This window comes from Weizmannia sp. FSL W8-0401 (assembly GCF_038009125.1).
GTDB lineage: Bacteria > Bacillota > Bacilli > Bacillales > Bacillaceae_C > Weizmannia > Weizmannia coagulans.
Window position 1 is genome coordinate 157,930 of the sequence record NZ_JBBPAG010000001.1, and the last position, 17,662, is coordinate 175,591.

The following is a 17,662-nucleotide window of genomic DNA, read 5'->3' on the forward strand; positions in this document are numbered from 1 at the left end:
ACATTGGCAGACAGCGCGAACGTGATCATTGACATCGACCAGGTTTCCTTCCGTTACCCGGAACAGGAAACATATGCATTAACAAATATTTCTTTTCAAGTTTATAAAGGCGAGTGGCTGGCCATTGTCGGGCATAACGGATCCGGAAAGTCTACGCTGGCGAGGCTCCTGAACGGCTTGCAGTTTCCCGGAAAAGGCGCGATAACGGTTTCCGGCCTCAAGTTGTCGGATGAAAATGTCTGGGAAATTAGAAGGCGCGTCGGCATGGTGTTTCAAAATCCCGATAACCAGTTTGTCGGCACAACCGTTCAGGATGATGTCGCATTTGGGCTGGAAAACCACGGTGTGCCGCGTGAGGAAATGGTGAAACGCGTCCATGATGCTTTAAAGCGGGTTCGGATGTCGGACTTTCTGGACCGCGAACCGCACCATCTATCAGGCGGGCAAAAACAGCGGGTGGCGATTGCCGGGATCATCGCGCTTAAGCCGGAAGTGATCATTTTGGATGAAGCTACATCCATGCTCGATCCGGTCGGCCGCAAAGAAGTGCTGGAGACGATCCACCAGTTGAAACAAGAAGCGGGGCTGACCGTCATTTCGATTACCCATGATCTTGAAGAAGCCGCCCAGGCGGAACGAATGATCGTGATGAACCGCGGGGAGGTCTACCGGGAAGGCACACCGCGTGACATTTTTCAAATGGATGAGACATTGACCGCGCTTGGCCTCGATATTCCGTTCCCGGTCAAAATGGCAAAAGCGCTTAAAGCAAGGGGCCTGGACTTACCGGAAATTTATTTAACAGATGAAGAATTGGTGGATGCACTATGGACATTGCATTTGAACAAGTAGAATACCGGTATCAGCCGAATACGCCGTTTGAAAGGCTTGCGCTCTATGACATTTCCCTCGCCATCCCGTCCGGCCGCTATATCGCCGTGATCGGGCATACCGGTTCAGGCAAATCGACGCTGCTGCAGCATTTGAATGCCCTGCTCCAGCCGACAAAAGGAAAAGTAACGATCGGCGGCCGGGTGATTGAAGGCGGAAAAAAGGAAAAAAACTTGAAGGCGATCCGGCAAAAAGTCGGGATTGTGTTCCAGTTTCCTGAACACCAGCTGTTTGAAGAAACGGTGGAAAAAGACATCTGTTTCGGCCCGAAAAATTTCGGCGTTCCGGATGAAGAAGCGAAACAGCGGGCAAGGGAACTCATCCGGCTTGTCGGGCTTTCAGAAGAGATTCTTGCAAAATCGCCGTTTGACCTGTCAGGCGGGCAAATGCGGCGGGTTGCCATCGCCGGTGTGCTTGCGATGGAACCGGATGTGCTTGTGCTGGACGAGCCGACTGCCGGCCTTGATCCGCGCGGGCGCCACGAGATGATGGGCATGTTTTACGAATTGCACCGGAAGAAGCATTTAACGACTGTGCTTGTTACCCACAGCATGGAAGATGCCGCCCTGTATGCCGATGAACTCGTCATTTTGCACCAGGGGAAATTGATGAAAAAAGGTGCACCCCGTGACATCTTTTCCGATCCCGGGTTGCTTGAAAAATGGGGATTAAGCGTGCCGGAGATTGTCCGCTTCCAGACCATGCTCGAGAAAAAAACCGGTATGAAGTTCAAAAAGACATGCCTGACAGTAGAAGAACTTGCGGAAGCATTGCAATCGGTTTTGAAACGGGGTGGGCGCGCATGATGGAAAAAATGATTTTCGGGCGTTATATTCCGGGCGATTCCGTCATTCACCGGATGGATCCGCGTTCGAAATTGATTTTTGTATTCGTCTTTATTTGTATTGTATTTTTGGCCAATAATGCGGCCACCTACGGGATTCTCGTAATCTTTACCTTGCTTGTTATGCTGGTTTCAAAAGTCCCTGTCCGTTTTTTTATTAAAGGGTTAATGCCGATTTTATGGCTGGTCATTTTTACCTTTTTTCTGCAGCTGTTTTTCAATCGTGAGGGCAGCCTTGTTTTCCATTATGCATTTATTCATATTTATAGTGAAGGGATCCGGCAGGGCGTGTTTATTTCGCTCAGGTTTATGCTGTTGATCTTTTTAACATCGCTTTTGACGCTGACGACAACGCCAATCTCGCTGACAGACGGGATTGAAATGTTGCTTGCGCCGCTCCGGAAAGTAAAATTTCCGGTCCATGAACTGGCGTTAATGATGTCCATTTCACTGCGGTTCATTCCGACATTAATGGACGAAACGGAAAAAATCATGAAGGCGCAGATGGCCCGGGGTGTCGATTTTTCCGGCGGAAGTATAAAAGACCGGGTGAAAGCCATTATTCCTTTATTAATTCCGCTGTTTGTCAGTTCGTTCAAACGTGCGGAAGAGCTGGCAACGGCAATGGAAGCCCGCGGCTACCAGGGCGGGGAGGGGCGGACAAAATACCGCTTGCTCATCTGGCGCACGGCTGATACGCTGTCCATTTGCGCCCTGGCCGCCGTTATCATCCTGCTCGTGCTGTTCCGTGACGGGGGGATTTTATGAAGCGCGTAAAATGTACGGTCAGTTACGACGGTTCCCGGTTCGCGGGGTACCAGGTCCAGCCGGGGCAGCGGACGGTCCAGCAGGAAATCGAAAAGGCGCTGGCCGCTCTTCATAAAGGCCGCCCCGTGAAAACGGCGGCTTCCGGAAGGACGGATGCCGGCGTGCACGCGATGGGGCAGGTGGTCCATTTCGATACGGATCTTTCTATTCCGGAAACAAGCTGGCCGGCCGCTTTAAACAGCCTGCTTCCCGGCGATATTTCAGTTTCGGCAGCGGCGTATGCGGGCCCCGGTTTTCACGCGCGCTACTCGGTAAAAGAGAAGGAATACCGCTACCGGATCTATTTTTCCCATGTCCGCAGCCCATTTAAGCACCGTTACGCGTTAAGGGTCTGGTTTCCGCTTGATACCGGGGCAATGGAAGCGGCGGCAAACGCCGTGCTTGGCACCCATGATTTTACGAGTTTTTGCTCGGCAAAAACGGAGGCGGAAGACAGGGTCCGCACGTTGAAAGAGATCCGGTTTTTGCGGCAGGACGATGAATTGGTGATCTGTTTTAAAGGAAACGGCTTTTTATACAATATGGTGCGGATCTTAACCGGCACTTTGCTTGAAATCGGCAGCGGCAAGCGCGAGCCCGGTGAAATGCGCAAAATCCTTGAAAAACGCAACCGGATCTATGCGGGCAAAACCGCGCCGCCGGAAGGATTGTATTTATGGAAAGTAACTTATTGACGGGGCATGGATCCGCATGATAAAAAGAAGATAAAAACAACCGGACCAGGCGTAACATTTGCTTGACATTCTTGCCCCAAAACGATATTATAACCTATGGTATTGTTTTTTTAACTCCACGATAAGCCCCGGAAACTTATTGTGATAATGACAATAGATCATGACTGTGTTTTTGTGAATATTTTTTAGGAGGGTAACTCATGCGTACGACTTATATGGCAAAAGCAAACGAAGTTGAACGTAAATGGTACGTAGTGGATGCTGAAGGCAAAACCCTTGGGCGCCTCGCTTCTGAAGTGGCATCCATTTTACGCGGCAAACATAAACCGGTTTTCACACCGCACGTGGATACGGGCGACCATGTGATCATCCTGAATGCTTCTAAAGTAGAATTGACAGGCAAAAAACTGGAAGACAAAATTTACTACCGCCACAGCCAGTTTGCAGGCGGTTTGAAACAGCGCACAGCAGGCGAAATGCGTGCGAACTATCCGGAAAAAATGCTGGAACTTGCTATTAAAGGCATGCTTCCGAAAGGTTCCCTTGGACGCCAGATGTTTAAAAAGTTGCATGTGTATGCTGGCGCAGAGCATCCGCATGAAGCACAAAAACCGGAAGTTTACGAACTTCGCGGATAATTTTAAAAGGAGGGCATTATTTTGGCACAAGTACAATACGCCGGGACCGGACGCCGCAAAAGTTCTGTTGCACGTGTCCGCTTAGTTCCTGGAAACGGCAATATTACGGTTAACGGGCGCGATGTAAAAGATTACATTCCGTTCGAAGCTTTAGTTGAAGTGATTAAACAACCATTGAATATAACAGAAACAAACGGCAGCTACGATGTTCTCGTAAACGTAAGAGGCGGCGGTTTCACAGGCCAAGCTGGCGCAATCCGCCACGGTATTGCCCGCGCATTGCTGCAGGCTGATCCTGAATATCGTGCAGTGTTAAAACGCGCAGGCCTTCTGACACGTGACGCCCGTATGAAAGAACGGAAGAAATACGGTCTCAAAGGCGCTCGTCGTGCACCTCAGTTCTCGAAACGTTAAATTATTGGCATTTCAAAGGCTCTCTTCACTTATGTGGGGAGGGTCTTTTTTATGTCCAAAAAAAACCCGCTGGCACCCTTCATTTGCTGTTGCAGGAAGACGAAACGGAGCTGAGGCAGAAAATCGAATCGTTTATTGACCCGGCACTGCAAACGAGCCACAACCATACAAGCCTTGATGATTTTATGCAGTGTGAAGACATCGCTGAGGATGTAAAGGCATTATACTTGCTTGCCCTTGAAGGAACAACATCGCAGGAAGTCTTTCAGTCCGGAGCCTATCATGAGCGTGTCGAGAAGCGATTTGAAAGAGGACAGCGCGCTCACCCATGATCCGTCAAAATTTGCAAAAAATAAATGCAAAAATAATCTGTTTAATGCTAAAATAAATATTACGGAAGTATTCCAATTGTTTTTATAGGAAAAATGTAAACGAGTGGAGGAAATTGGAACATGGCTTTTTCAACGAGCATCCCGCACGGCGGTATATTGGTAAACCGGGAAAACCACAGTGCGGAAGCTTTAAAACAGGCAGAACAATTACCGGCATTAACCGTTTCCGACTGGAGCATCTCCGACTTGGAGCTGATCGGCATCGGCGGATTCAGCCCGCTGACCGGGTTTATGGGGAAGCAGGATTATGAAACGGTTGTGGAAAATATGCGGCTTTCAAACGGCCTTATCTGGAGTATTCCGATCACGCTTCCCGTAACAGAAGAGGAAGCGGAAAGGTTTGAAACCGGCGAAACGCTCGCATTAAAAGGCGTAGACGGCGTAATCTATGGCACGCTCACACTGGAAGAAAAGTATACAGTGGATAAAGAACGGGAAGCAAGGCTCGTTTACGGGACAACCGACCCGGCGCACCCCGGCGTTAAACGCCTGTATGAAAACGGGGATGTGTATCTTGCAGGGCCGGTTACGCTTTTAAACCGCCCGAACCATGACGAGTTTGCCGCTTATTATAAAGATCCGAAAGAAACAAGGGCATTGTTCGCATCCCTCGGCTGGAAAACGATTGTCGGCTTCCAGACGCGCAACCCGGTCCACCGTGCCCATGAATACATTCAAAAAAGCGCGCTTGAAATCGTTGACGGGCTGCTTTTAAACCCGCTTGTAGGCGAGACGAAAAGCGATGATATTCCGGCGGATATCCGGATGGAAAGTTACGAAGTGATTTTGAAACATTATTATCCAAAAGATCGCGTGCGCCTTGTTATTTACCCTGCCGCCATGCGCTATGCAGGCCCGCGGGAAGCGATCCTGCATGCGCTTGTCCGTAAAAATTACGGCTGCACCCATTTCATTATCGGCCGTGACCATGCCGGTGTCGGCGATTATTATGGAACGTATGAAGCACAGGAACTGATCAGCACTGTGGAGCAGGAACTGGGCATCACCATTTTAAAATTTGAGCATGCGTTTTACTGCACGAAATGCGGCAATATGGCCACAACGAAAACCTGTCCGCACGGAAAAGAAGACCATATTCATTTGAGCGGGACAAAAGTGCGCGAAATGCTGCGCGCCGGCCAAAAACCGCCGAAAGAATTTTCCCGGCCGGAAGTGGCAGAAGTGCTGATCAAAGGGATGAAAGTGCACAATTAAACGTCCACAAATCATAAGGAGGGAACCGGCCGCATGGCGAAAGCAACCAATATCACATGGCATGAAACCCAAATTAAAAAAGAAGACCGCCGGAGGTTAAACGGGCACTCTAGCGCAGTCCTCTGGTTTACCGGGTTATCCGGTGCGGGGAAATCAACGCTGTCCGTCGCCGTTGAACAGGAACTCCACAGGCGGGGGATCCGCACGTATATCCTCGATGGCGATAATATCCGCCACGGGTTGAATAAAAATCTCGGGTTTTCCCCGGAAGACCGGAAAGAAAATATCCGCCGCATCGGAGAGGTGTCAAAACTGTTCGTGGATGCCGGCGTAATGGTGCTGACGGCATTCATTTCACCGTACCGTGCTGACAGGGACATGGTGCGCGAACTGGTTGAAGACAATGAATTCGTAGAGATTTACGTGAATTGCCCGCTGGAAGCATGTGAACAGCGGGACCCGAAAGGCTTATACAAAAAAGCCCGCAATGGGGAAATACAAAATTTTACCGGCATAGATGCCCCTTATGAAGCCCCGGAACATCCGGAACTTGTCGTGGAAACCCATAAACAGCCGCTGGAACAGGCTGTCGGGCAGGTAATCCGCTTTTTGGAAGAAAAAGGGTACATCGAAAAGCAGCCGGTTTTATAAACGGCAAACGTGCAGCAGGTGCAAAACCTTGCTGCACGTTTTTCTACATAGGTATGTAAGATTATGCAACAAAATGCTGGAAATATGCAAAATCCTGTTTTCATCCGGAATTTTTTGTGCTATGGTATGGACGTTGTGATTTATTTTAACCAGATGCGTATGATAGATAAATGGAGATGAACATACGATGGCAACACAAAAATCCGGCCTGAAACGGCGTTTAAAGGCACGGCATCTGACCATGATATCACTCGGCGGCTCGATCGGGACCGGGCTTTTTCTCGGAAGCGGCGCCGCAATTTACCAGGCTGGCCCGGGGGGAGCACTGCTTGCCTATTTGGTTATCGGTGTGATGGTCTATTTTATTATGACAAGCCTCGGGGAACTGGCTTCATTTATGCCGACAAGCGGGGCATTCAGTACGTATGCAACCCGCTTTATTGATCCGGCGCTCGGTTTTGCGCTCGGCTGGAATTATTGGTACAGCTGGGCCATTTGTCTTGCAGCGGAACTGTCGGCATCGACGCTGGTCATGAAATTTTGGTTTCCGCACAGCCCCAGCTGGTTGTGGAGCGGCCTGTTTTTGCTCGTGATTTTTCTTTTGAACATTTTGTCCGTGAGAGGCTATGGCGAAGGAGAGTACTGGTTTTCCTTTGTCAAAGTGGCGACCATTATCCTTTTTATTGTTACCGGCTTATGCATGATATTTGGCATATTGGGCGGGGCACCGGCCGGCTTTAAAAACTTTACAATCGGGGATGCGCCTTTCCACGGCGGTGCGCTTGCCGTGCTTGGCGTGTTCATTACAGCCGGATTTTCATTCCAGGGGACGGAAATTGTCGGCGTTGCAGCTGGGGAAAGCGAGAATCCGCGCAAAAACGTCCCGAAAGCAATCAAAAGCATTTTCTGGCGCATTTTGTTGTTTTATGTCCTTGCAATTCTTGTCATCGGGCTGATTATCCCTTATACGACAAAAAGTTTGCAAAGTACGGATGTAATGGTGAGCCCGTTTACACTTGTCTTTAAAAAAGCGGGGCTTGCGTTTGCTGCATCCCTAATGAATGCGGTCATTTTAACGGCTGTGCTGTCGGCGGGAAACTCGAGCCTGTATGCTTCAACAAGGATTTTGTATGCATTGGCCCATGAAGGCCAGGCGCCGAAGTTTTTCGGCAAACTGAACAAACGCGGCGTGCCGGTCGCAGCCCTTGTTGCCACGACCATTGTCGGCGCGCTTGCATTTCTCGCATCCGCATTCGGGGACGGCGCCATTTATATCTGGCTGTTGAATGCAGCGGGCATCACGGGCTTTATTTTCTGGCTCGGGATTGCCGCCAGCCATTACCGTTTCCGGAAAGCGTATCTCGCACAGGGACGTTCACTTGACGACCTCCCTTACCATGCGAAATGGTACCCGTTCGGCCCGATTTTTGCGCTGATTGTCGGCGTGATCGTCATTCTTGCGCAGGATTATCAGGCATTCCTCGGCGGTCGTATCGACTGGATGAGCGCCATTGCCGCGTATCTCGGCATCCCGCTTTTTGCCATCATGTGGCTCGGCTACAAGCTCGTAAAGCGGACAAAAGTCATCCCGCTTGAGGCATGCCGGATTGATGACCGGGGATTTGACCAGGAGCCGGAGCATACTGAAAAAAAGGATGCGCGCTCCTGAGCGGTGTGTTGGCTTAAAGCGCGCGCCCATGTTGCGATATCGATTCCTTGTTTGGAAATCATTATAAAGTATCGACGCCTCTACACCCGCGTACAATACCGGTAAGGAGTGGGTAGAGATGAATGAAGTCATTACCACCCTATCTGCGAAAAGACGGGAGAGGCAAATGAAAGCGGAACGCAATTTGCTCCGCGAACTGCCGGTTGAAGTGCTGAAGAAAAGCTTCCAGTCCCATTTCGGTTCGTTCCGGATCAACGGGGGAGCGTGGATGGAGCAGGGAATCGAAGAAGGGTGTTACGATGTCGCCATTGAAGCCTATTTATTGGGCGGCCATTACAGCCGGTTCGGGTATTACGGAGAGCCAGCCGAGCAGGCAAAGAAACGGTGCGAAACCGAATTAAAGCATATTACAGATACGCTGTACAATTTTTGGCTTTATTGGACATTCGGCAATGATACGATGCAGGAGTCCATTTACTATACATGCGAGCAGTTTGCCGACTACTTTTGGTCTTACGGATTTAAAAAAGGCGAACAAAGGCGGAAACTGCGGCTTCATTAGGGGATGCCCGTTTGCGGCTCTCTTTTTTCCAGTTCTATTTTCCTCCCTTGTCCCATAACTTTTCAGTAAGGACAGGGAGAGGGAGATTGTGATGAAACGGAAAATCAAAATTGCGGGGTTTCTGCTTGGTGTCACCCTTTTATTTTTACTTGTGCAGTTTGAGTTTTTCCAAAAAGATACGTGGCGCCCGTGGAATCTGCCGCTTTCCGGGAAAATCATCTATTTGGATCCGGGGCACGGGGGGCCGGATGGCGGGGCAACGGGAGATGAAGTGCTGGAAAAAGATGTTGCCTTGAGTGTGGCGAGCAAAATCAAAGACTATCTTCAGCAGCAGGGGGCGCTTGTTATTATGACGCGCGAAACGGACACAGACCTTGCTGATAACGAGACAAAGGGCTACAGCCGCCGCAAAGTGGAGGATTTAAGAAAAAGGCTTTCCCTGATCAACGCGTCGGAAGCGGACCTTTTTATCAGCATCCATCTGAACGCTATTCCGCAATCGCAGTGGCACGGCGCCCAGACTTTTTACGCCCCGACCATGATTGAAAATAAAAGGATCGCCACGTTTATCCAGGCGGAGCTGGTCCGGAATCTCGAAAATACAAACCGGGCTTCCAAAACATTATCCAATGTGTATTTGCTGAAGCATGCGAAAAAACCGGGCTGCCTTGTGGAAATCGGGTTTTTGTCCAATCCCGGGGAGCGGGAGCAATTAAAATCCGATGCGTACCAGACAAAGGTGGCGGCTTCTATTTATGAAGGGATTATGCGCTACTTTACAAAAGAAAAGGACTTAAAGAACTGACAAGCATCCGGAGCCGTTCCAGCGCAAAACACTGCCATTGTATGGTATACTGGAATCAAGCTGGAAACGACTTCATTTTAAGGATGGTGTAGAAAATGTTGACGGAACAACAGGTTTACGACGTGTTAAAAGGGTTTGAAGATCCTTTTTTACATAAAACGCTGGAAGAAACAAAAGGGATCCTCGAAATCAAAATCAAAGAAGAGATCCAGCATGTCAGTGTCAAAGTGGCGATTGCCAAAACCGGCACAAGCGAACAGCTGCAGCTGCAGATGGCCATTGTGAAAGCATTGAAGGGGATCGGCGCGAACACAGTCGGCATCCGCTTCGGCGAACTGCCGAAAGAGACGCTCGGCCGGTTCCGCGATTTGTTGCAGGAAGACAACAAAAATCCGCTCGGCTCCGCCAAAACGGAATTCATCGCCATTGCAAGCGGCAAGGGCGGCGTTGGGAAATCGACCGTTTCCGTCAATTTGGCGGTTGCACTCGCCCGCCTCGGGAAAAAGGTCGGCCTGATTGATGCCGATATTTACGGGTTCAGCGTGCCGGACATGATGGGCATTATGCAGCGTCCAGTTGTCCGCGGCGAAAGAATTATCCCGGTGGAACGGTTCGGGGTCAAGGTCATTTCGATGGGTTTTTTTGTAGAAGACAATGCGCCGGTTATCTGGCGCGGGCCGATGCTTGGCAAAATGCTGAACAATTTCTTCCATGAAGTGGAATGGGGCGACCTCGATTATTTGCTGCTGGACTTGCCGCCGGGCACCGGGGATGTGGCGCTCGATATCCATTCGATGCTGCCGCGCTGCAATGAGATTATCGTGACGACCCCGCATCCGACTGCGGCTTTTGTTGCGGCAAGGGCCGGCGCGATGGCACTCCGGACGGAACACAATTTGCTCGGTGTCATTGAAAATATGGCTTATTTTGAAAGCAAGGTGACCGGCGAACGCGAGTATGTATTTGGCCGCGGCGGCGGGGAAAAACTTGCCGAAGAATTGCGGACCGAAGTGCTCGGCCAGCTCCCGCTCCAGCAGCCGGACTGGAATGAACATGATTTCGCGCCGTCCATTTATGCTGAAGACCACCGGCTCGGGCAGATTTACAGGGAGATTGCCCAAAAGATTGTGGACAAATTGAAAAAGTGAAGCTTTCCTTTCGCGAAAAACCCGCAGTTTTGAAGCAGCCGGAAACAGAGGAGGAATTTTCGGCGGAGCATCCACATTTTTTCCATGATAAGAAAATGCGGCGGAACCCGCCCCGCCGCTACTTTTTCTCATTCATTGCTTTGGCTGCCTTCAGTAAACTGTCTTCCATTTTCGCTTTAAAAGCCGGGTCATTAAACGTATCAATGACAACACCCTGCATGGTTTTCCGCATTTCTTTGCTTTTTAGCATCGTTTGTACTTCTTTTTCGTAAGCCGGGTCTTTTAAAATATCGATCATCATCGCCTGGTAATCCGGATCCTTCATCAAACTTTTCAACAGCGCTTTGTTTTCGGTTTTCATGCTGTCTGCAACCGCGGCGGCAAATTTCGGATCCTGCATGGCCTCTCTCCAAAAAGTCTTGCCTTTATCGGAAGTTAATGTTTGTTCGATCGCTTCTTTCATGTACGCCTTGTCAATGACCAAATTCTTTTTCATTCCATCGCTTGTGATCACGTCCTGCAGCGCTTTTTTTCCTTCATCGGTTTTCAATATGTCAATGACCATTTTTTTCGTCTGGTTATAATCCGCTTGCCCGCCTGTTGAAGCCTCGCCCGAGCAGGCTGTAAGGGCAGCGCAAAGGCTGATCAGGAGCAAAACGGTTCTTGGTTTCATGCTTTTGGCTCCCTTCTTCATTCTATCTTTAATATGTGAAGTTCTTTTCGGATTATGCGCCCGGCGGGGAGGCTTAAAAGCAGTGGAAGTTTTTCCCGCTAAGGCCGGCGTGCAGGTCTGCAAAAACCGGCTTCATCGTGCGTATTGGTAAAACGGTACATTTGGGAAAAGCCGGCGTGATGTGCTGGATTTTTCTAATTATTCTCTGTTACAATAGAGGTACTTTAATGGCAAAGGGGGATGGGGATTGACAAGCCGGAACTGGGTTCGTTTCTTTTTTGCCGCTCTTGCAATCGGAGGGGTGTCAGCCGGGATTCTCGGGTTTTTCGTACGCTGGCCGGAAATGGCACCTTATTTTGCGCGGGCGGATCTTTTATCCATCGCCGGCGCGTTTTTCTGGTTTGCGGGGTTGGGCTTGATTTTCAGTCTTGTCAGCCAGGTCGGTTTCTTCGCCTGGTTAACCGTGCACCAGCTCGGGCTTGATATTTTCCGTTCGCGGCTTGTTTGGCAGGCCGTTCAGCTCGTAGCAGCCTGTTATGTACTGTTCGATTTTGTGTACTTCCGCGCGGATACCCGCCAGTCCTTGCTGTTTGCGGCACTAATCCTTGTGTCCGCGCTCGCGGCGGCAGCTGCTAAGACAAAGCAGGCGAAAAGTGCAAGGACTTTTATTCCTGCCTTCTTTTTCATGGTGGCAGTGACCATTCTCGAATGGGTGCCGTCTTTGCGTGCCAATAGCATAACCTCGCTTTATCTTATGCTTTTCCCGCTTCTCATCTGCAATGCTTATCAGCTGCTTGCGCTTCCGTATTTTTTAAAGCGCTCCCAAAGGGAAAAGGAGGAAAAGGCAGCATTGCGCAAGATCGCAGAAGAAAAGACGGCAAAGTGAACTACCCACCACTTATTGACCTTGCGGTCTAATTGAAGTGGGGGCTTCTCGACTTATCGTTGCTTTTACTAGCCAACGAAAACTGACCGAGCTAACCCTCTTGTTCCAAGAGTTTTGTTACTTATGATAACGCTAATAAGCGTATACCTTCATTTTTGATATTGATTGCTGAATTATAGTCGCGATCTGCCACATAACCGCACGAACAACGGTAGGTGCGTTCAGATAGTTTCACAGGTTTTTCTGCACCACAACAAGAACACTTCTTAGTGGAGGGAAACCACTTATCAATTTTCACAAGTTGTTTCCCTTGTTCTTTTAGCTTATACGCTAAGAAAGTAGTGAACATCCCCCAACCGTTGTCGTGAACGCTTTTCCCAAAGTGAAGCGCTTGAGACATCCCTTTCATGTTCAAGTCCTCAATCACGACAGCATCAAAGTTAGAAGCTAATTCTTTTGACTTATGATGAAGAAAATTCATGCGTTGGTTCGCCACTTTCTCATGTAACTTAGCCACTACTAGTCGTTGCTTGTTCCAACGTGCAGAACCTTTCTTTCTTCGAGAAAGAATTCGTTGTGCTTTTGCTAATTTATCTAAGGCTTGCCGATAGTAACGTGGGTAATTGGCTTTCTTACCCTGTTCACTCTCGACATATAGACCATCCATAGCAAAATCCAAACCAACAACTTTCTGTATTTTAACTGGACGAATATCTTTCTCATATTCTGTCAAAATTGAAATGTAGTATTTGCCTGTCTTTGTTTTAGAAATAGTGCAAGATTTGATTTTATAATCAGCAGGTATCTCTCTATGCTGTTTCATTTTTATTGGCTTTTTGATTTTTGGCAGTTTGATATGACCATTTTCTAGCTTAATATTTCCGTTGACCATATTAGTTGTATAGGATTGTTTTGCTTTACGATTTTTGAACTTTGGAAAATCCGCATTTCCTTCAAAGAAATTCTTATAAGCAGTCTGTAAGTTCATTTGTGCATTTGCCAAAGCTAAAGAATCCACTTCTTTTAGGAATGGAAATTCACTTTTATATTTTGCAGGGGTCGGAAACTTTTGCTTTTTAAGCAATTCTTTATCATCCTTGAACTTTTCATACGTTTCTTTGCGTTCAGCTAACATCTTATTGTAGACAAAGCGAACACAACCAAATGTCTTAGCTAATAATGCGGATTGTTCTTTGTTTGGTAACAAACGAAACTTGAAAGCTTTGTTTTGCTTGGCCATATCAATTCACCTCACTTTTGACCTTGATTTTCAATATATTTTTTGATGGTATCTATTGGAGCGTCGCCTGTTGTAAGTAGGCAGAAACTTCTTGACCAAAACATTTCTTTCCATAGTTTTTTTCTTATATGTGGAAAGTCTCTTTTTATCAGTCGAGAACTTGCACTCTTATAGGCATTGATGAACTTTGATAGTTCAGAGTTAGGATTTGCTTTGAATAAGATGTGGATATGGTCTTTATCATGATTCCATTCCACTAAAGAAATATTGTATTTACTTCCAATCTCAGCGAACATATCTTTTGCAAAATCAGATATTTCACTATCGAACACTTGTCTACGGTATTTTACAACCAATACAAGGTGATAATGCAGTAAGAATACTGAATGATTATTACTATCTAATTTCATTGATATATCAACCCTCTATTCCATCTAAGACTGATTATATCAAAACCTTTGGCTAAAGCCAACCGAAATTCATCTCCCACCTACTCATTGGTGCTATTCGCACCTTCACATTCCTTGAGGATGGGAGACTTCTTTCGGAAAGCCGTTAAAACCGGAACCTGATTGGGTATCCGGTTTTTGCCGTGCTTTCTCGTTCCTCTGCCAATTGGACAGTAAACGCATAAATAAAATTTTCCCAGCTGGAGTACAATATACACGATACAGTGGGAACGCTTCCAATGCTGGCGGCCCATGAAAAAAAGAGTCCATGGTTTTTGCTCCATACGACCCAGGGCGCCTGATGATTCCATTTTTGCAGCCGGAGCGATTTTTCCGGCAAGGATTCCTGCTGCCATGGCCGCTATTTTGATTATTTTCGAAACCAGTCGGCCCCTTTGTCCATATGGAGGAAGGGAATATCCGTATCCACTTCGCCGGTGATCTTTTCAATGGGCAAGTCTTCTCCTGACAGCCATTTGTCAAAGTCGATTTTCACCGGCTCGCAGTCCCCACCTAAAGCGAACCAGGATTCCATTTGCTTCGGCAGGTAAGCGGAAGTATGAATCGTGCCTGCCCAGCTGCTGTATAATTCTGAAAAAACGCCTTTTTCCCGGCTGTTTAATAATTGAAACGCATCCCGGGCGCTGGACAGATGCCCTTTTTCCTGTTCCAAAATGGCGATTCTGCGCATCGAATCGTTGAGATGATGCCGGTTTTCTTTGCCGAGGGTTTCAAAATGATTGGTACAAGTGTTTCCGTTCCGCACGGCGACCGCGCGCGGAGATGCTTCGACAATCCGGGTTTCCCCGCTTTTATCGTAAACTACATAGCTGAATGAATGGCGGTGCGGAATTTCTTTTAATAGGGCAACGGCTTCGTCAATATTTGCGCATGATTCCAATAGCAGCCTGCCAATCATGCAGCAAATAAACCCGTCGCCGGGACTTTTTCGATGGATAAACGTATAGCCGATGGCGAGCCCTTTTTCATTCATGCCGTCCATCCGCCCGGTGACGCGCTGGCTCGGCCCGGCAATCGCGTATCCCTGATCGCTTGGCTGGTACAGGACATAGCGGCCTTCATAGGTTTTTGGATGGTAATCATAGTTGCGGATAAGATAGCCATCGCCTGTTAAAATCGAGCAGCCTGATTTTGCACAGTCCACCCGGTAGCCGCCAAATTCCTGCAAAACTTTTTCCATCGGCCACTCCAGCGCTTCTTGCAATCCGCGCAACTCTTCCCAGATTCCGGGTGCAAAGCGGGTGATGGCGTCTTTCGTTTCGTTCAGGTCGATGACAAACCGCGGTTTTCTGACTTTCCATTGATTGTCGCGGTTTTGGACAGAAAGTGATTCTTTTAATGCAAGCCCCTGCATATAACCGAATTTTTCATGTGATCCGCGAAATTGGACCACCGTGCTGAAAATTTGCTTCATCTTTCAATTCACCTGCAAACCCATTGGGATCATATTCACACCATTCATTTTAACACATTCTGTTTCTTTCCTTCCCCAAGCGGGTCAGCCGCAACGATTTTCAGTTCCATTATCATATTTTCCTGCATGGCATTTGAAAATCAAGAATGACCTGTTTGGCGCCGTTTTCAAGCGGGTTGCAGAAACGGCTGACCGTGTAAAATTCCACCCAGTAGAAATGTTGATAGTCAAGTGTATAGCCGTTTTTTTGTACCATGTCGGAAATGAGGATAAATGCGTTGCTGATGATATCGTCAAGGTTCTTTGCGCCAATCTGTGCTTTTGCAATGGTTCCGCCTTTGATGATTTTCCCCGTCATGCCTTCAGGGACCGAGGTTCCTGTTTTAAAATACTTGCCGATGATATACGTTTCGCCAAGCCCGGAGTCGTTTGCAAAATCGGTCATATAACCGAGGCCGATGCAGTCTTCCATGCCTACGCTGTATTCATGAAGTTCATGAAGCTTTTTGTCAAATCCCCGTTCCCAAAAAACTTCCCACAGGTCGCTGGTGGTGACGCCAAAATCTTGATTGCTGATGCCGATCAGGAGCACGTCTTCTGCCGTCATGTATTCGATTTTTACCAGTTCTGCCATCATTCTTCTTCCTTTCATCACGTAATAGGTGTCATTGTCTTTAAAGGAAAGCGGCGGAAAAGCTTTTTCTTGATAAATGTCACCGGTAATCATGGCAGGCGGCACTGAAAATTGTTCCTTGAACGCCCTTGAAAAGGCGGAACTGCTCTCATAGCCGCACTCCATTGCTGTTTCTGTTACATTTTTCCTTTTAGAAAGCAGCATCTCAGCCGCCAGCGTGAGTTTTCGTTTGCGTACATATCCAGCCAATGAAATATTGCAGATATACGTAAAAATGCGTTGGTAAAGCCCCAAAGGAATCCCCGTAATTTTTGCGATTTTTTCATAATCTGGATGCATGATATCTGCTTCAAGCATATCAATGACCTGCTGTGTTTTATCCAGAATTTCCATTGTAACGCCCCCTTCCCCTTTCATTATGCAATACAATCGCGCAAACCCGCTTTACATTTTTTGTACAACTTTTGTTGGCCCGTATGGAACCAGATTGGCTACAATTGCTTCTAACATATCATCTTCAAAGGAATTCCAGGAAATTACTATATATTTAAATGATTCTGTGATTTAAGGAGAGAACGGCGCATCAGTAATGATAAAGGTTGAAGTGAAAAGCGGGCTTTCTAATATTCCCAATTTCACTGGAAATCTGTACATGGTGGTGTAACGACTGGAATCCCCATTATTATAACTGGAACAATAATTTGGGCGATAATGAAAATCCTTATAATAGAGGCAATATATTAAAGGATTTCGGGCCGCAGCCATTTGTAATTAATATTGAACAGGCCGCCAAGAAGAATAACAATTTCCGCATAGCTTTATGGACGGGAAATCATTTGCAGGTTACTTTAATGAATATTGGTGTTGGAGAAGATATCGGATTGGAAATCCACCCAACATTGGATCAGTTCCTCCGTATTGAAGATGGTCAAGGACTTGTTCAAATGGGGAAAAATAAAGGAATATACGATTTTCAAGCCAATGTATATGACGACTATGTAATCGTGATACCCGCAGGAACATGGCATAATCTAACGAACACAGGTAATAAACCAATAAAATTATACTCCATTTATGCACCACCTCAACATCCATATGGTACTGTTCATGAGACAAAGGCAATTGCCATGGCTTCAGAAAATCACTATTAATAATTTTTGACTGATAACCCTAATACAAATTAGTAATCCCCATATTTTATGGGGAATCACTCCTGTAACGAAGGTATTCAAACGCTGGACAAAATTCATTTTCCGTATAATAAATAGCAAAATATTATAGCCTACAATTTGTCCTGCTAGTTATATGGATTAATAACTGCGTTAAGGTTAGCTTTGCACACAAATGGGATAATCCAACAACGTATACAAACATAGGACTTTACTTGGAGAGATGGGTATGATAGGCTCGTTTGCCTGATGAAACCTTAGCTTCAGCCTTTCAAGACAAATCGTACCATTCAACTATATGCACCTTATATATAGTATCAACAACAAAACATTGATATGTTGCACCCTTTATCATTGTTTATATGTATCCACAGAATATGCGTTTAAGGACTTGACTTGGAGCCTCTGTGTAAAGGAATTTTTTTGTAACATAATTTTTTGTTCT

The 17,662-nt window shown here is 47.2% G+C and carries 20 protein-coding genes; 15 read left to right on the top strand and 5 right to left on the bottom strand.

The annotated features are described in order from the left end of the window. The first annotated feature begins 3 nt into the window (after window positions 1-3). The 13 genes from NSU00_RS00850 (at window position 4) to NSU00_RS00910 (ending at window position 10,731) form a co-directional block, all read left to right on the top strand. Window positions 4-852 carry an energy-coupling factor ABC transporter ATP-binding protein gene (locus NSU00_RS00850; protein WP_340703899.1) on the top strand — a complete coding sequence of 283 codons (849 nt, stop codon included), beginning with the start codon at window positions 4-6 and terminating at the stop codon, window positions 850-852. Then, entirely contained in the window at window positions 828-1,697 is an 870-nt protein-coding gene (locus NSU00_RS00855; protein ID WP_013858107.1) for an energy-coupling factor ABC transporter ATP-binding protein, read from the top strand. Before NSU00_RS00850 ends, NSU00_RS00855 begins: the two co-directional genes overlap by 25 nt. After that, window positions 1,694-2,503: an energy-coupling factor transporter transmembrane component T family protein gene (locus NSU00_RS00860; protein WP_340703212.1), complete on the top strand. Its 810-nt coding sequence runs from the start codon at window positions 1,694-1,696 to the stop codon at window positions 2,501-2,503. The genes NSU00_RS00855 and NSU00_RS00860 overlap by 4 nt, the downstream gene beginning before the upstream one ends. Next, a complete protein-coding gene (truA, locus tag NSU00_RS00865) occupies window positions 2,500-3,237 on the top strand; it encodes a tRNA pseudouridine(38-40) synthase TruA (protein WP_327076926.1) in 738 nt (245 codons plus the stop codon). Before NSU00_RS00860 ends, truA begins: the two co-directional genes overlap by 4 nt. 200 nt (window positions 3,238-3,437) lie before the next feature. After that, window positions 3,438-3,875, top strand: a complete 438-nt coding sequence (gene rplM / locus NSU00_RS00870) for a 50S ribosomal protein L13 (protein ID WP_013858110.1) — start codon at window positions 3,438-3,440, stop codon at window positions 3,873-3,875. Between the two features lie 21 nt (window positions 3,876-3,896). Further along, a complete protein-coding gene (gene rpsI / locus NSU00_RS00875; RefSeq protein ID WP_013858111.1) occupies window positions 3,897-4,289 on the top strand; it encodes a 30S ribosomal protein S9 in 393 nt (130 codons plus the stop codon). 83 nt (window positions 4,290-4,372) lie between these two features. Next, window positions 4,373-4,621 carry a hypothetical protein gene (locus NSU00_RS00880; protein ID WP_340703213.1) on the top strand — a complete coding sequence of 83 codons (249 nt, stop codon included), beginning with the start codon at window positions 4,373-4,375 and terminating at the stop codon, window positions 4,619-4,621. Between the two features lie 120 nt (window positions 4,622-4,741). Beyond that, window positions 4,742-5,896, top strand: coding sequence for a sulfate adenylyltransferase (sat, locus tag NSU00_RS00885; protein ID WP_340703214.1), 1,155 nt, complete (start codon window positions 4,742-4,744; stop codon window positions 5,894-5,896). Between the two features lie 33 nt (window positions 5,897-5,929). Then, complete coding sequence (cysC, locus tag NSU00_RS00890; protein ID WP_207368879.1) at window positions 5,930-6,547, top strand: adenylyl-sulfate kinase; 618 nt, start codon at window positions 5,930-5,932, stop codon at window positions 6,545-6,547. Window positions 6,548-6,734: 187 nt separating this feature from the next. Continuing rightward, window positions 6,735-8,216, top strand: coding sequence for an amino acid permease (locus NSU00_RS00895; protein WP_265114541.1), 1,482 nt, complete (start codon window positions 6,735-6,737; stop codon window positions 8,214-8,216). Between the two features lie 118 nt (window positions 8,217-8,334). Further along, on the top strand, window positions 8,335-8,778 hold the full coding sequence (locus NSU00_RS00900; protein ID WP_014096473.1) for a YbaK family protein: 444 nt from the start codon (window positions 8,335-8,337) through the stop codon (window positions 8,776-8,778). Window positions 8,779-8,869: 91 nt separating this feature from the next. Beyond that, window positions 8,870-9,583, top strand: a complete 714-nt coding sequence (gene cwlD / locus NSU00_RS00905) for an N-acetylmuramoyl-L-alanine amidase CwlD (protein ID WP_017554024.1) — start codon at window positions 8,870-8,872, stop codon at window positions 9,581-9,583. A gap of 95 nt (window positions 9,584-9,678) precedes the next feature. Then, entirely contained in the window at window positions 9,679-10,731 is a 1,053-nt protein-coding gene (locus tag NSU00_RS00910; protein WP_013858116.1) for an Mrp/NBP35 family ATP-binding protein, read from the top strand. Window positions 10,732-10,849: 118 nt separating this feature from the next. Here NSU00_RS00910 and gerD read toward each other — a convergent pair whose 3' ends face one another. Next, a complete protein-coding gene (gerD, locus tag NSU00_RS00915; RefSeq protein WP_061566922.1) occupies window positions 10,850-11,404 on the bottom strand; it encodes a spore germination lipoprotein GerD in 555 nt (184 codons plus the stop codon). Window positions 11,405-11,651: 247 nt separating this feature from the next. Between gerD and NSU00_RS00920 the strand changes: the two genes are divergently transcribed. Continuing rightward, window positions 11,652-12,290, top strand: a complete 639-nt coding sequence (locus NSU00_RS00920) for a KinB-signaling pathway activation protein (RefSeq protein ID WP_340703215.1) — start codon at window positions 11,652-11,654, stop codon at window positions 12,288-12,290. Window positions 12,291-12,411: 121 nt separating this feature from the next. Here NSU00_RS00920 and NSU00_RS00925 read toward each other — a convergent pair whose 3' ends face one another. The 4 genes from NSU00_RS00925 to NSU00_RS00940 all read right to left on the bottom strand — a co-directional run bounded on the left by NSU00_RS00925 (window position 12,412) and on the right by NSU00_RS00940 (window position 16,441). Beyond that, window positions 12,412-13,530 carry an RNA-guided endonuclease TnpB family protein gene (locus NSU00_RS00925; RefSeq protein ID WP_071452103.1) on the bottom strand — a complete coding sequence of 373 codons (1,119 nt, stop codon included), beginning with the start codon at window positions 13,528-13,530 and terminating at the stop codon, window positions 12,412-12,414. Window positions 13,531-13,541: 11 nt separating this feature from the next. Continuing rightward, window positions 13,542-13,940, bottom strand: coding sequence for an IS200/IS605 family transposase (gene tnpA / locus NSU00_RS00930; RefSeq protein ID WP_041818598.1), 399 nt, complete (start codon window positions 13,938-13,940; stop codon window positions 13,542-13,544). Window positions 13,941-14,349: 409 nt separating this feature from the next. Next, a complete protein-coding gene (locus NSU00_RS00935; RefSeq protein ID WP_340703216.1) occupies window positions 14,350-15,414 on the bottom strand; it encodes a C45 family peptidase in 1,065 nt (354 codons plus the stop codon). Window positions 15,415-15,526: 112 nt separating this feature from the next. After that, a complete protein-coding gene (locus NSU00_RS00940) occupies window positions 15,527-16,441 on the bottom strand; it encodes an AraC family transcriptional regulator (protein ID WP_340703217.1) in 915 nt (304 codons plus the stop codon). A 230-nt stretch (window positions 16,442-16,671) separates the two neighbouring features. Between NSU00_RS00940 and NSU00_RS00945 the strand changes: the two genes are divergently transcribed. Further along, window positions 16,672-17,199: a cupin domain-containing protein gene (locus tag NSU00_RS00945; protein ID WP_230090533.1), complete on the top strand. Its 528-nt coding sequence runs from the start codon at window positions 16,672-16,674 to the stop codon at window positions 17,197-17,199. Window positions 17,200-17,662 lie beyond the last annotated feature (463 nt).

Excerpts from the sequence above, each read along its gene's own strand:
- truA (WP_327076926.1), top strand. The coding sequence starts at position 2,500 with ATGAAGCGCGTAAAATGTACGGTCAGTTACGACGGTTCCCGGTTCGCG.
- NSU00_RS00940 (WP_340703217.1), bottom strand. The coding sequence starts at position 16,441 with ATGGAAATTCTGGATAAAACACAGCAGGTCATTGATATGCTTGAAGCA.
- NSU00_RS00855 (WP_013858107.1), top strand. The coding sequence starts at position 828 with ATGGACATTGCATTTGAACAAGTAGAATACCGGTATCAGCCGAATACG.
- NSU00_RS00925 (WP_071452103.1), bottom strand. The coding sequence starts at position 13,530 with ATGGCCAAGCAAAACAAAGCTTTCAAGTTTCGTTTGTTACCAAACAAA.
- NSU00_RS00860 (WP_340703212.1), top strand. The coding sequence starts at position 1,694 with ATGATGGAAAAAATGATTTTCGGGCGTTATATTCCGGGCGATTCCGTC.
- NSU00_RS00900 (WP_014096473.1), top strand. The coding sequence starts at position 8,335 with ATGAATGAAGTCATTACCACCCTATCTGCGAAAAGACGGGAGAGGCAA.
- rplM (WP_013858110.1), top strand. The coding sequence starts at position 3,438 with ATGCGTACGACTTATATGGCAAAAGCAAACGAAGTTGAACGTAAATGG.
- sat (WP_340703214.1), top strand. The coding sequence starts at position 4,742 with ATGGCTTTTTCAACGAGCATCCCGCACGGCGGTATATTGGTAAACCGG.
- NSU00_RS00935 (WP_340703216.1), bottom strand. The coding sequence starts at position 15,414 with ATGAAGCAAATTTTCAGCACGGTGGTCCAATTTCGCGGATCACATGAA.
- gerD (WP_061566922.1), bottom strand. The coding sequence starts at position 11,404 with ATGAAACCAAGAACCGTTTTGCTCCTGATCAGCCTTTGCGCTGCCCTT.
- cwlD (WP_017554024.1), top strand. The coding sequence starts at position 8,870 with ATGAAACGGAAAATCAAAATTGCGGGGTTTCTGCTTGGTGTCACCCTT.
- NSU00_RS00910 (WP_013858116.1), top strand. The coding sequence starts at position 9,679 with ATGTTGACGGAACAACAGGTTTACGACGTGTTAAAAGGGTTTGAAGAT.
- NSU00_RS00895 (WP_265114541.1), top strand. The coding sequence starts at position 6,735 with ATGGCAACACAAAAATCCGGCCTGAAACGGCGTTTAAAGGCACGGCAT.
- tnpA (WP_041818598.1), bottom strand. The coding sequence starts at position 13,940 with ATGAAATTAGATAGTAATAATCATTCAGTATTCTTACTGCATTATCAC.
- cysC (WP_207368879.1), top strand. The coding sequence starts at position 5,930 with ATGGCGAAAGCAACCAATATCACATGGCATGAAACCCAAATTAAAAAA.